The sequence below is a fragment of the Clostridium sp. AM54-37XD genome (assembly GCF_003478225.1).
GTDB lineage: Bacteria > Bacillota > Clostridia > Lachnospirales > Lachnospiraceae > Coprococcus > Coprococcus ammoniilyticus.
Window position 1 is genome coordinate 88,888 of record NZ_QUEV01000009.1, and the last position, 13,976, is coordinate 102,863.

At 41.8% G+C, this 13,976-nt stretch carries 14 protein-coding genes; 13 read left to right on the plus strand and 1 reads right to left on the minus strand.

What is annotated here, in order from left to right:
• Nucleotides 1–174: 174 nt before the first annotated feature.
• Together DXA07_RS09685 and DXA07_RS09690 are read left to right on the plus strand one after the other, a co-directional pair.
• Nucleotides 175–1,575 carry a PLP-dependent aminotransferase family protein gene (locus tag DXA07_RS09685; RefSeq protein WP_117785646.1) on the plus strand — a complete coding sequence of 467 codons (1,401 nt, stop codon included), beginning with the start codon at nt 175–177 and terminating at the stop codon, nt 1,573–1,575.
• Nucleotides 1,576–1,621: 46 nt separating this feature from the next.
• On the plus strand, nt 1,622–1,957 hold the full coding sequence (locus tag DXA07_RS09690) for a cupin domain-containing protein (RefSeq protein ID WP_117785647.1): 336 nt from the start codon (nt 1,622–1,624) through the stop codon (nt 1,955–1,957).
• A gap of 207 nt (nt 1,958–2,164) precedes the next feature.
• Here DXA07_RS09690 and tsaA read toward each other — a convergent pair whose 3' ends face one another.
• Nucleotides 2,165–2,926, minus strand: a complete 762-nt coding sequence (gene tsaA / locus DXA07_RS09695) for a tRNA (N6-threonylcarbamoyladenosine(37)-N6)-methyltransferase TrmO (protein ID WP_348980812.1) — start codon at nt 2,924–2,926, stop codon at nt 2,165–2,167.
• Nucleotides 2,927–3,143: 217 nt separating this feature from the next.
• Between tsaA and DXA07_RS09700 the strand changes: the two genes are divergently transcribed.
• The 11 genes from DXA07_RS09700 to DXA07_RS09745 all read left to right on the plus strand — a co-directional run bounded on the left by DXA07_RS09700 (nt 3,144) and on the right by DXA07_RS09745 (nt 13,963).
• Nucleotides 3,144–4,040, plus strand: a complete 897-nt coding sequence (locus DXA07_RS09700) for a substrate-binding domain-containing protein (RefSeq protein ID WP_118484423.1) — start codon at nt 3,144–3,146, stop codon at nt 4,038–4,040.
• A 15-nt stretch (nt 4,041–4,055) separates the two neighbouring features.
• Nucleotides 4,056–4,907 carry a phosphate ABC transporter permease subunit PstC gene (gene pstC, locus DXA07_RS09705; protein ID WP_118484425.1) on the plus strand — a complete coding sequence of 284 codons (852 nt, stop codon included), beginning with the start codon at nt 4,056–4,058 and terminating at the stop codon, nt 4,905–4,907.
• Entirely contained in the window at nt 4,908–5,771 is an 864-nt protein-coding gene (pstA, locus tag DXA07_RS09710) for a phosphate ABC transporter permease PstA (protein ID WP_118484427.1), read from the plus strand.
• A gap of 27 nt (nt 5,772–5,798) precedes the next feature.
• Nucleotides 5,799–6,554, plus strand: a complete 756-nt coding sequence (gene pstB, locus DXA07_RS09715; RefSeq protein WP_008402764.1) for a phosphate ABC transporter ATP-binding protein PstB — start codon at nt 5,799–5,801, stop codon at nt 6,552–6,554.
• Nucleotides 6,555–6,568: 14 nt separating this feature from the next.
• The gene (phoU, locus tag DXA07_RS09720; RefSeq protein WP_348980813.1) at nt 6,569–7,033 is read left to right on the plus strand and encodes a phosphate signaling complex protein PhoU; all 465 of its coding nucleotides are present in this window, start codon (nt 6,569–6,571) and stop codon (nt 7,031–7,033) included.
• 17 nt (nt 7,034–7,050) lie between these two features.
• Nucleotides 7,051–7,218, plus strand: coding sequence for a PhoU domain-containing protein (locus DXA07_RS14135; RefSeq protein ID WP_348980814.1), 168 nt, complete (start codon nt 7,051–7,053; stop codon nt 7,216–7,218).
• 36 nt (nt 7,219–7,254) lie between these two features.
• The gene (locus DXA07_RS09725) at nt 7,255–7,545 is read left to right on the plus strand and encodes a hypothetical protein (protein WP_118484429.1); all 291 of its coding nucleotides are present in this window, start codon (nt 7,255–7,257) and stop codon (nt 7,543–7,545) included.
• A gap of 143 nt (nt 7,546–7,688) precedes the next feature.
• Nucleotides 7,689–9,455, plus strand: coding sequence for a Na/Pi cotransporter family protein (locus tag DXA07_RS09730; RefSeq protein ID WP_118484431.1), 1,767 nt, complete (start codon nt 7,689–7,691; stop codon nt 9,453–9,455).
• Between the two features lie 96 nt (nt 9,456–9,551).
• On the plus strand, nt 9,552–10,226 hold the full coding sequence (locus DXA07_RS09735) for a response regulator transcription factor (RefSeq protein ID WP_021944989.1): 675 nt from the start codon (nt 9,552–9,554) through the stop codon (nt 10,224–10,226).
• Nucleotides 10,227–10,283: 57 nt separating this feature from the next.
• Nucleotides 10,284–11,666: an ATP-binding protein gene (locus tag DXA07_RS09740; protein ID WP_118484433.1), complete on the plus strand. Its 1,383-nt coding sequence runs from the start codon at nt 10,284–10,286 to the stop codon at nt 11,664–11,666.
• 350 nt (nt 11,667–12,016) lie between these two features.
• A complete protein-coding gene (locus tag DXA07_RS09745; protein WP_117785653.1) occupies nt 12,017–13,963 on the plus strand; it encodes a BMP family ABC transporter substrate-binding protein in 1,947 nt (648 codons plus the stop codon).
• The last annotated feature ends 13 nt before the right edge of the window (nt 13,964–13,976 follow it).

Genomic DNA, 13,976 nt, shown 5'->3' on the forward strand with positions numbered 1-13,976 from the left:
GCAGCACGGCATTTCTATAAGGACAGGCACAGGGCGGGATGCCATAGAGTTTTTGTCTATCTATAGAATGTAAAAAACTTGCATAATGCTTTCTTCCCACATATAATATTTTATAACTATGGTATCGCAAAGGGGGTGTGATGCCGGCAGGAATAATGTGAAGGGCGGTTTGCTATGCTGACATATGCACTGGAAAATCGAGGAACAGATACGTTATATGAATATCTGTACAAGCAGATCAAAACAGATATTTTGTCTAAGAAGCTTGTAGCAGGGGAACGTTTGCCATCGAAGCGTCTGCTTGCAAAAAATCTGAATGTCAGCACGATCACCGTGGAAAATGCATACAGTCAGTTGGTTGCCGAAGGATATATATATTCGATTCCGAAAAGCGGTTATTATGTTACGGACATTTCGGCAGATCTGATGAAGCCGTTGCCGGAGCGACCGGCGAAGCAATTTGAAAAGCCGAAAGAAAAGAAAACATATTTTGCGGATTTTGCCAGTAACTCAACGGTAGAGGATGCGTTTCCATTCAGCATCTGGTCAAAGCTTTTAAAAGAAGTGATGGCGGAAAACAGCAAAGAGCTGATGTCCCGATCACCGTCCAAGGGTGTCTATGAGCTGCGAAGCGCCGTAGCAGGCTATCTGTATCAGTTCCGTGGTATGGATGTGAAGCCGGAGCAGGTCATCATAGGAGCCGGAACAGAATATCTCTATGGTCTTATCATTCAGCTGCTTGGCTATGACAAATGTTATGCGGTCGAAGATCCGGGGTATCAGAAGATATCAAGGATCTATCAGGCGCAGAATGTATGCTGCAAATTTGTGGCAATGGATGGAAATGGGATCAATATGGAGGCTCTGGAAGAATCTGGCGCAGATGTACTTCATATTTCGCCGGCGCATCATTTTCCGACCGGACTGGTAACACCTGTCAGCAGGAGATATGAATTGTTATCTTGGGCATCAAGAAAGGACAACCGCTATATCATCGAAGATGAATATGACAGTGAATTTCGACTGGTTGGCAAGCCGGTACCTACACTTGAAAGTATCGATGTGGGCGAAAAGGTCATCTATATCAACACATTTTCCAAGAGCCTTTCCTCTACGATCCGTATCAGTTATATGGTTCTCCCGGAGAGTTTGATGCGGCGATATGATGAGATGCTCAGCTTTTATGCATGTACGGTGTCAAATATCGAGCAATATACACTTGCAAGATTTATCACCGATGGTTGTCTGGAAAAACACATCAACCGCATGCGTAATTATTACAGAGAACAGCGGGATCTGGTGCTTGCCTGCATTAAAAAATATATGAATCCGGACAAGATTCGTATTCGCGAAGAGAATTCAGGGCTGCATTTTCTGTTGGAGATTGATACGAATTACAGTGACGATCGGCTGCGGAATAATGCCGAAGCAAGAGACGTTCACATTTCATTTCTCAGCCAGTATTATAGAAATACCGAAAATGCCAGATATCATACACTGGTCATTAATTATTCCGGTATCATGCCGGAGCATATAGAAGAAGCAGTCAGAAGATTGATTGAAAGTATCGAATAAAGAGTGTGCGGATGTTAATATAAGGAACCATATAAGGAGGAATCATATGAAGATATCGTTTGATACAATCGCAGAATCAGCGATCGAGAATTTTAAAGGGGGAGAAGGAACATTCCATGTGCATATGTTTCAGGATATGAATAACAAGATCATGAAGGGCAGACTTGTGCCTGGTTCATCGATCGGAACACATACACATGAGACAAACAGTGAAATTATTTATGTACTTTCCGGTGTCGGAACGATGGAGTATGAGGACACCAAAGAGAAGCTGTATCCGGGCGACTGCCATTATTGTCCGCAGGGAGCAACCCACAGCCTGTCAAATGAAGGCACCGAAGACCTCATATTCTTCGCCGTTGTACCGGAACACGAGCACTAGAGTCGTACGCTTCGCATAATCACTAATGCCTGTATATATATATTTATTCCGCAGAACACTTTCGTTCTATCCTACTCTGTATAACTTCGAACTAATCTCGGCAAAGCTCGCTAAGGTCTCAGTTATCACGTAGCGGTACTAAACTCCTCACCTTACGGTGATTCGTTAAGGCCGATGTTCCGGATAGGTATGCCCCATCTGAAAATGTCACTGTACAGCCACCACCTCACACACTGTGAGGACGTTGCCGTTGATGTGGAAGCGCACGTCGAAGCCTGCGAAGGCGACGCCATATCTGCGGTCGGGATCGTGCTGGTAGCCGGGACGCGGATCTTCTGCAAGAATGCCAATCAGGGCAGGACGCTTGGCTTCCGGAATCATTGCAAGAAGCTCCGGCGGAAAGATGACATCCAGCTTTTCCGTATGAATGTGTTCGGTAAAACCACTGGTGGCATCCGGGTGGCAGTCTGTGTATGGAATATAAGGTTTGATATCATATACAGGAGTACCGTTTAACAGATCGACACCAGAGATATGCAGGATTGGACCATAGTCATCGGTATATTCAATTCCTGTCAATTTTACAGAAGACAGACCTATATTATTTGGGCGGAACGGCGATCTGGTCGCGAATACGCCCATTCTTTTATTGCCGCCAAGTTTTGGCGGCTTTACTGTTGCACTCCAGTTCTCCCGTTTGGCTTTATGGAATTCCCACAGGATCCAGATGTGGGAGAAATCCTCCAGCCCCCGGAAGGCTTCCGGCTGCCTGTATTCCGGCAGAAAAACGACCGTTCCGGTCAGTTCATCCACCAGACCGCTCTGTCTGGGAATTCCAAATTTTTCCTGAAAATCTGTATATACATGTCCGATGATATTCATATCGTTCTTTTCTTTATCCTTCGTAAAACGAAATTGTATCTGCTGTTCATAGTAACATGAATATTTTTTATTTTCCATAGAACTCATAAAGTGCGTTTCTTCATAATTTTACATTTCTCCCGTTTACACAAAGTTTTTACTTTCACTTTACTTTGAGATGGTGATGTATTTTACATAGATGCCGTATGATAATTCTGCGATCCGGAAAAGGGCGCGCGATCCGGTTTCGCAATTTACATAATTTTGAATGGATCAGAAAGATGAACGATTCTGAGTCCAAAGAGTCAATTGGAGGAAAATTAAAATGAAAAAAGGAAATAAGATTTTAGCGTTAACATTAAGTGCAGCACTTGCGGCAGGATGCCTTGCAGGATGTGGAAGTAAAGGTGGTTCAGATTCCAAGAGCGGAAGTTTTGATACATCACAGGAGATCTCAGTTGTATCCAGAGAGGAAGGATCAGGTACAAGAGGAGCATTTGTGGAACTGACTGGTGTAGAAGAAAAGGACGCAGATGGAAATAAAGTTGATAAGACAACTACGAGCGCGATTACAGCAAACAGTACAGAAGTAGTTCTCACAACAGTTGCAGGAGACGATTATTCGATTGGTTATATCTCACTTGGAGCATTAAATGATACCGTAAAGGCAGTTAAGATCGGCGGCGTTGAAGCAACAGCAGATAATATCAACAACGGTACATACACATTATCAAGACCATTCAACATTGTAACAAAGGGTCAGGTAAGTGATGTAGCACAGGATTTTATCAACTATATTATGAGTGAAGATGGACAGAAGATCGTATCAAGCAATGGTTACATCGAGATTGCAAATTCAGGAGCATTTAAGTCTTCAGGAGCAACCGGTAAAATCGTAATTGCCGGGTCATCATCTGTAACTCCTGTTATGGAGAAATTAACAGAGGCATATAAGGCAGTGAACAGTGGTGCGGATATCGAGCTTCAGGAATCTGATTCAACAACAGGTATTACAGCAGCGGCAGATGGTACATGTGATATCGGTATGGCATCCAGAGAACTGAAGGATAGCGAGACAAGTGAAGGACTTACAGCTACTGTAATCGCAATGGATGGTATCGCAGTTATTGTAAATAAGAATAACCCTGCAACTGATTTAACTACCGATCAGGTAAAATCAATCTTTACAGGAGAAGCAGCAACCTGGGCAGATGTCAAATAGTAAGGAGTGTCCTCTATGCAAAAGTTTAAAGAAATATTCATGCATATCGTATTCCTGTTAGCGGCATTTGTATCGATAGCAGCAGTTTTATTGATCTGTGTGTTCTTATTTGCAAGTGGTATTCCTGCCATGAAGGCAATCGGTCTGACAGATTTCCTCTTTGGCAAAGTCTGGAGACCGACCAATGATTATTTTGGAATCCTTCCGTTTATTCTTGGCAGTATCTACGTTACGGCCGGGGCAATCGTGATCGGCGTTCCGATCGGACTTCTGACAGCGATATTTTTATCAAAATTCTGCCCACCAAAAGCATATAAGGTCATTAAACCATTTATCAATCTGATGGCAGGAATTCCATCGGTTGTATACGGATTTTTTGGAATGTGTGTACTTGTTCCGGCAGTCAGACAGATTTTCGGAGTGAACGGAAATACAATGCTTACCGCATCTGTACTGCTTGGCATCATGATACTTCCGACGATCATCAGTGTATCTGAAACTTCGATCAGTGCTGTCCCGGATAAATATTATCAGGGTGCATTAGCACTTGGAGCGACACATGAAAGAAGTGTATTTCTTACCGTAGTACCGGCTGCAAGATCCGGTATCATGGCAGCGATCATCTTGGGCGTTGGTCGTGCGATCGGTGAGACAATGGCTGTTATCATGGTGGCGGGAAATCAGGTCCATATGCCGAAAGGATTGATGAAGGGTGTTAGAACCATGACTGCAAATATCGTAATGGAAATGGGTTATGCCCAGGATCTTCACAGAGAGGCTCTGATCGCAACAGGTGTTGTATTGTTTGTATTCATTCTGATCATTAACCTGCTGTTTTCAATTTTAAAAAGAAAGACGGTGAACTAAATGGGAAAAAGAAATTTACTTGCGGAATATAAAAGACGTCCCGGCTCACTGATCCTTCGGATACTTGTTTATCTGGCAGCAGCTTTGACGTTGGTTTGTATTGCTTTTATTTTGATCTATATTCTTGCAAAAGGAATTCCGAATCTGACACCGGATCTGTTCAAGCCGGAATATACATCGGATAATTGCTCGATGCTTCCGGCATTGGTTAATACGTTGTTTATGACATTACTGTCACTGCTGATTGCGGGACCGATCGGTATCTTCGCAGCTATTTATCTGGTGGAGTATGCAAAATCAGGAAATAAGCTGGTTGGAATTGTACGTATCACTGCAGAGACACTGACAGGTATTCCATCTATTGTATATGGTTTGTTCGGAATGATCTTATTTATGACAAAGCTTGGATGGGGATTGTCCCTGCTGTCCGGTGCGTTTACACTGGCGATCATGGTGCTTCCGGTTATCATGAGAACAACAGAAGAAGCCTTGCTGGCTGTTCCAAAGTCATACAGAGAAGGAAGCTTTGGACTTGGTGCAGGAAAACTTCGTACAGTATTTAAGGTTGTTTTACCGAGTGCTGTTCCGGGTATTTTATCCGGTGTTATCCTTGCAACCGGGCGAATTGTCGGGGAGACAGCAGCGTTGATCTATACGGCAGGCAGTGTGCCGAGAATAGCGAAGAATTTATTTTCTTCCACACGAACCTTGTCCGTACATATGTATCTTCTTTCCAAAGAGGGACTTCATACGGATCAGGCATATGCAACAGCCGTTGTTCTTCTTGTATTCGTAGTATTGATTAATTTCGCATCCGATGCAATTGCAAAGAAAATGTCGGCGAAAACAGAAAAAGACAGATAACAGATAGATATAAACGGAGATAAATCGATGAGCAATATAAAATTTGATGTAAAAAATCTGAATCTTCACTATGGTAAATTCCATGCGTTGAAAGATGTAAATATGGAAATACCGGAAAAACAGATTACAGCATTTATTGGACCTTCCGGATGCGGTAAATCAACATTCTTAAAATGTTTAAACCGTATGAATGATCTGGTGGAAGGTTGTAACATCACGGGTGATGTGAAGTTAGATGGTGAAGATATATTTGACGGAATGGATGTAAATTTGCTAAGAAAACGGGTTGGAATGGTGTTCCAGAATCCGAATCCTTTCCCAATGAGTGTATATGACAATATAGCATATGGTCCAAGGACACATGGTATCCATAATAAAGAAAAACTGGATGAGATCGTAGAAAGGTCTCTCAAGCAGGCAGCAATATGGGATGAATTAAAAGACAGACTGAAGAAATCGGCACTGGGTCTTTCCGGCGGACAGCAGCAGAGACTTTGTATCGCCAGAGCACTTGCGGTTGAACCGGAGGTCTTACTGATGGATGAACCGACATCAGCACTTGATCCGATTTCTACGTCAAAGATCGAAGATCTTGCTATGGAGCTGAAACATGATTATACGATTATCATGGTTACACATAATATGCAGCAGGCAACCCGTATTGCAGACAAGACAGCATTCTTCTTACTGGGTCAGGTGATCGAATTTGATGATACCGAGAAGATGTTCTCGAAACCACAGGATAAGAGAACTGAGGATTATATCACAGGAAGATTTGGTTAAAAGGAGTAAAGATAATGAGGACAAATTATGACAGACAGTTGAAAAAACTCAATGATGAAATGGTTGAGATGGGATCCATGATCGAGGGTGTGATCGAAAAGGCGATCAAAGCACTTGTAAATCAGGATGTTGATCTGGCACAGGAGGTTATCCGCAGGGATGATCAGATCGATCAGCAGGAAAAGGATATTGAGAGTCTGTGTTTTAAACTTCTTTTAATGGAGCAGCCGGTTGCAACAGATCTTCGTCAGGTTTCATCTGCACTCAAAATGGTAACGGATATGGAACGTATCGGTGATCATGCAGCAGATATTTCTGAACTGACGATCCAGATGGCAGGCAAACCTTATGTAAAAGAATTGGAACATATTAAGGCAATGGCAAAAGAAAGCATGGTCATGTTGGTTGACAGTATAGAAGCATATGTGAATCTTGATCTTACAAAAGCAAGAAAAGTTATTGCCCAGGATGATGTGTAGATGATCTGTTTATAAAAGTGAAGAGTGAATTGATCAATCTGATCCACAGGAATGCAGATGCAGGGGAACAGGAAACCGATCTTTTGATGGTTGCAAAATATCTGGAGCGGATTGGCGATCATGCAACGAATATTTCAGAATGGGTCATATATTATATAACAGGAGAACATATTTCCGGAAATTAAGAGTCTTATAGGATACAGGATCAGGAGGTGATTGTCATGAGACGTATATGGAATATGACAGCAGATGCCGGTAAAGGAAAAAGTAAACAGCACCTGATAAAAATGTTTTTGTTATTGAACAGTATCGTCTGGGGCGTGATCGCTGTGGTTGTAGCTGTCACGTTGAAAGGAATCGGGCTTATGTCATCATGGAGTATGGCAGAGAGTATTTTGGTATCGGCAGGATATGGTATTTGTCTGGTAGGACTGATTGGCGGTACCGTATGTATTTTACAAAACGATGGTCCTGACAGAACGTATCTTGAACAGAGCCAGGAAGAATATTAAACGCATTCAGCGTGAAATGTAAAATAAATTTTAAAATTTTACACAGACTTTACGTAGGAATCCTTTCCTTTTTACATACCTGTTATACGATGATGTGCGAAGGTACAAATGTCTAATTTATGTAAAAAGGAAGGAATTTTTTTATGAGTATTTTTGATGTACTTGCACTGTTTGGCGGACTTGCATTGTTTTTATTTGGTATGAACGTAATGGGAGACGGCCTGACCCGTGCGGCGGGCGGTAAGATGGAACGTATCCTTGAAAAGCTGACTTCAACGCCGATCAAAGGGGTGCTGCTTGGAGCGGCTGTAACAGCGGTTATTCAGTCATCATCGGCTACAACCGTTATGGTTGTTGGTTTTGTAAATTCCGGGATTATGAAACTGCGTCAGGCGGTCGGCATTATCATGGGTGCCAATATCGGTACGACAGTTACTTCCTGGATCTTAAGTTTGTCAGGAATTCAGGGAGACAGTATCTGGATCCAGATGTTAAAGCCATCCTCATTTTCTCCGATCCTAGCGGTTATCGGTATTGCATTTCTGATGTTTTCCAAGAATGAGAAAAAACATGATATTGGCATGATCTTTTTGGGATTTACGATCCTTATGTACGGAATGGATGCAATGAGCGGTGCGGTTGCTCCTCTTGCAGATGTTCCTGAATTTGCAAATGTGCTTTTAATGTTCTCAAATCCTGTACTCGGAATGATCGTAGGAGCATTATTTACAGCAATCATCCAGAGCTCATCGGCATCGGTTGGTATCTTACAGGCACTTTGCATGACAGGAGCAGTTACATATGGAACGGCACTTCCTATTATAATGGGACAGAATATCGGTACTTGTGTAACGGCATTATTATCCAGTATCGGAGCAAAGAAAAATGCGAAACGTGCAGCTTTTGTACATCTTTACTTTAATCTGATCGGAACCATTCTCTTTATGATCGTATTCTATTCGATCAATGCATTTGTAAATTTCGGTGTATTACAGGATATGGCAACTCCGGCTGGCATTGCAGTGATCCACAGTATATTTAATATTCTGACAACAATTGTATTGCTTCCGTTTGGAAAGGGTCTTGAGAAGTTGGCAACTCTTACGATCCGTGAGAAAGAAGAACCTGTTGAGGAGATTGCGGAGCTTGTACCGTTAAAGCATCTGGATGCCAGATTCCTGGAGCAACCGGCGTTTGCCGTTACACAGAGCATGGATGTTATGAATCAGATGGCAGGGTATTCAGCTGAAGCGTTATACGATTCATTAGAGTTGATGAAGGATTATTCGGAAGAGAAGTGGCAACGTGTTGAGGCTTTGGAAGATATCGTAGACAAATACGAAGATGAACTCGGAACGTATCTGGCGAAGGTCAGCGGAAAAGAACTGGCAGAGGAAGACAGCAAACGTGTATCCAATGGGCTTCATTGTATCGGAGATCTGGAGCGTATCTCCGACCATGCATTAGCGATCGCAGAAATTTATGCTAAGATGCACAAGGAAGAAATGGTATTCTCAGATAAAGCAATGGCAGAATTAAATCTGTATTCAAATGCAGTTTATGAGATCATGAGCATGACTTGTAAAGCACTGAATGAAGATGATATGAAAATAGCAAAGAGGATTGAACCATTGGAGGAAGTAATTAATGGTCTGAATGCTACGATCAAAAAGCAGCATATCAAACGTCTGCAGAAGGGAAAATGTACGATCGAGCTTGGTATCGCTCTTGAAAATCTTCTGAATAATTATGAACGTGTGGCAGATCATTGTTCAAATGTGGCTGCATCACTGCTTCAGGTTAAGACAGACAGCTTTGATATGCATGAGTATTTGAACCGGGTCAAACAGGAATCAAATATAGAGTTTCAGGCGATGTACAGCATGTATAAGGAAAAGTACAGTTTATAGTAAAGTATACGATATCATAAAGTGTAAATTACTTTGACCATATATTAGAAATATATTATTATAGATAAGAAAGAACAGAGACAGGAGGAACGGCAGATGCAGGCATTGATTTATATTGTAGAAGATGATATGAACATTCAGGAAATAGAAATGTTTGCCTTAAAGAACACGGGATATGTAACAGAAGGATTTGCAAATGCAAAGAGCTTCTTTTCCAGAATGACAGAGAAGATTCCGGATCTGATCCTACTGGATATCATGTTACCGGATCAGGATGGACTAGAGATTGTCAGAAAATTAAGAGAACGTCCGGAGACTGTGCGTGTGCCGATCATTCTTGTGACGGCAAAGACAACAGAACTTGATAAGGTAAAGGGGTTGGATATCGGAGCAGATGATTATCTGACAAAGCCATTCGGCGTAATGGAGCTTATATCCAGAGTTAAAGCATTGCTTCGCAGAAGCAAGAGTATTCAGGAGGATCAGATTCTTCGACTGAAGAACGTAACCCTTGATTCCGAGAAGCGTATCGTGCATGTGAATGATATTCCGTGTGAGTTGACCTTTAAGGAATTTGAATTGTTAAAGTTGTTAATGATCAACGCCGGAATTGTACTTCGGAGAGAAGTGATCATGATGGATGTGTGGGGAACGGATTACGAAGGTGAATCCAGGACTCTTGATATGCACATCAAGACTCTGCGCCAGAAACTGGGAGATGCAGGGAATATGATCAAGACAGTTCGTAATGTCGGATATAAGATGGAATAAGAAGAAGCAGGAAAATTTTATAACAGAAGAATCTTATAACAGAAAGAACAGGTTTTTATGGAAGAACAGAAAGATAAAAAGGATAAGAAGGTCAGAAAAGACAAACGATTATCCAGCAAGATCAACAGTCGCTTTATAGCATTGACGCTGATTGCGATATTGTGTACGATGATACTTTCGACAACGGTTTATTATGATCTGTTTAAAAAGGAGATCATGCGCGATCTGGAAAATTACACACAGACCTTGAAGAGTGCAGGATTATTTGATGATATCAGTGAGCTCCGCAATGTAAGGATTAAGAATACAGAATTGCGTATTACATTAGTTGCACCGGATGGAACGGTTAAGTATGATAATATGGCAGATCCGGAGACCATGGGAAAACACAACGACAGACCGGAGATTGAGGAGGCATTTGAGAAAGGAGAAGGCGAGGATACCCGTCTTTCCCAGACGCTCAATATGAGTACTTTCTACTATGCGATCCGGCTTTCAAATGGTTGTGTACTTCGTGTATCAAAGGAGACAAGCAGCATTGTCAGTGTTTTTTTGAAGGGACTTCCAAGTATGACGGTTATTATGCTGGTGCTTGTAATTATCGTGGTTCTGATATCCCGATATCTGACAAAGAGTATCGTCTGTCCGATCGGACAGATGGCAAAGGATCTGGATCATGTTGACGATATTAACGCCTATAAGGAGATTCGTCCATTGATTGATACAATCAGGGAACAGCATAATGATATTATGGAGAATGCACAGATGCGACAGGAATTTACGGCAAATGTATCTCATGAGTTAAAGACACCTCTGACAGCAATCTCCGGTTATTCTGAGCTGATTGAAAACGGAATGGCGGCAGATGGTGATGTCAGACGATTTGCTACAGAGATCCATCGTAATTCAAATCGGTTGCTTACCCTCATCAATGACATTATTCGTCTGTCAGAGCTTGATGTAACAGAGAATGCACCATCTATGGAACGAATCGACCTGTGTGCGGTTGCAAGATCGAATGTGGATATGCTGATGCTATCGGCAGAAAAACATAATGTTACATTGAAGTTCTCCGGTCAGCCAAGCTATATTATGGGTAATAAGATGATGATGGAAGAACTGGTATATAATCTGACCGATAATGCGATCCGATATAATAAACCGGATGGAACTGTAGAAGTAACTGTGTATTCTTATGAGAAAGATCATTCAGTTGTCATGAAGGTGAAGGATACCGGTATCGGAATACCTGAGGAGCATCTGGGACTGGTGTTCCAGAGATTCTATCGGGTCGATAAGAGTCGGTCGAAGTCAACCGGAGGAACCGGTCTTGGACTTGCGATCGTAAAACACATCGTAGCGCAGCATGATGCGAAGCTTGATATAACAAGTGAACCGAATGTGGGAACAGAGATAACGATTACCTTTCAGAGCAGATAAAAAGATAAGGAAAAGGAGCCTGTAAGAAGTTAGGAAACAGGCTCCTTTGATTTATAAGTATTCACACACACCGATTTAAAATTCAAGATTGTATGTTATTTACTATTCTGATATTATATTAACACACGCTATTTTAAATTTCAAGGTAAAAATGTAAGAAATGCACAATTAATTTTATTAAAAATATACAAAACTTTACCGGAATAAGAAATTTTAAGGCGTGAAAAAGATGAAAATACGATTTGCCACTGGTAATTTTCGGTTTTTGTTGTATATATATAGTGAACGGAAAAAATGATGGAACAATGAGTTAAACAGGTTGATTTAGACACAGATAGGAGGTTTTTAACATGTCATTAAATGATTATGTAAAAGCGCAGAAGCTTGGTGAAAAGAGATATCAGGCTGCACTTTCTAAAAATGAATATCCATATCTGCCGGTACTGGATGAACTGATCACGAATTCCGATATTGCAGGCGAAGTAAATCTTGGTTTACAGCATATTTCTCTCGATCGGGTTGTAGGTACAGCGACAAAAGGCCGTACTACAGCATTTGCAAGTAACTTCATGCCTATATTAGATGCGAATTCTGAATTCGGAAATAAATGGTCATCTCTCTGTGACTCTCATATAGAAGAAGGAATCCATGACCCGATCAAAGTATATGAATATATGAATAAATTCTATGTCATAGAGGGAAATAAGCGTGTCAGCGTACTGAAATATTTCGGTGCGGATTCTGTCCCTGCGATGGTAATCAGAAAGCTGCCGAAGCGGACAGATGAGCTGGAAAACAAGATTTATTATGAATTTGTAGATTTCCATAAGCAGACAGGAATCAACTATATATGGTTCACACAGCTTGGCGGATATGACAAATTAAGAGAATATATAGGATTGACACCGGATGGTGGATTTACGGATGATGATCGTATGAACCTGAATTCGGCACATCTGGCATTTGATACAGCATACAGGCAGAAAAACGGCAGTGACAGTCTTCCGATCACGGTAGATGATGCTATGCTTGTATTTTTAAATGTATATGGATACAAGGCATTACAGGATATGTCTTATGATGAGGTAAAGGAAAATCTGGAAAAGGTCTGGGACGAGATCGTATTAAGTGCACAGAAGAAGAACATGACGATCGTTCCGAAGCTGGAACCGGTAGAGTCAAAGAAGAAGCTGTTCAGTATCACGCCGGTACCGAAGAAGCTTAAGATTGCATTTGTTTATGATAAAGAGCCTGAGAATTCTGTATGGATTTACAGCCATGATCTTGGAAGAATGGGCGTAGAAGGTAAATTCAAGGATCGGGTTGAGACACATACTTTTTCGAATATGGATGATAATACGAAGCTTGCAGAATGCCTGGAGCAGATCGCACAGGACAAATTCGATGTTGTATTTACAACCGGCCCGGAGATGCTTCCGGAGTCATTAAAGGCTGCGATTAAATATCCGGAATTGAAGATATTAAACTGCTCGTTAAATGTATCGACCAGCCATGTCAGAACGTATTATGCGAGAATGTATGAGGCGAAGTTTATAACCGGTATTATCGCAGGTTCACTCTGTGAGGATGGCAGGATCGGCTATGTAGCTGATTATCCGATCTATGGAACGACGGCGAACATCAACGCATTTGCGATGGGAGCAAAGTTTGTGAATCCAAGAGCGAAAATCTATCTGGAGTGGTCAAAGGTCAAAGGCTCCGATCCGAAGAAACGGTTTAAGGAACTGGGCATCTCCTATGTATCCGATAAGGATATGATCACACCGCTTACGGCCTCCCGTGAATTCGGTCTGTATTCCTGCGATGGGAACGAGATATCGAATCTTGCGATGCCATTTTACAACTGGCGTGTATTCTATGAGAAGATCGTTCAGTTGATTCTGGATGGTAACTGGAAGCTGGAAGAAAAGAACGAGAAAGTAAAGGTTCTGAATTACTGGTGGGGCATGTCTGCCGGAGTGATCGATGTGATCTGTTCGAACCATCTTCCGGTTGGAACGGCGAGACTGGTAAATCTGATGAAGCGATTGATCAAGGATGGTACGGTAAGTCCATTCTACGGCAAGCTCTATTCACAGAATGGAGTGGTTCGTGATGATGAAGATGGTGAAATGAGCCCTGAGGAGATCATGAAGATGGATTGGTTGGCAGATATTGTTGTTGGTTCGATCCCGACTCTGGATGAGCTGGTAGAAGATGCCAGAGATGTTGTTGCTTTCCAGGGAGTTAATACGCCGGAAAATCTGGAATTGAAAAAAACTACAGACATAGTATAATAAGGCTATGCGG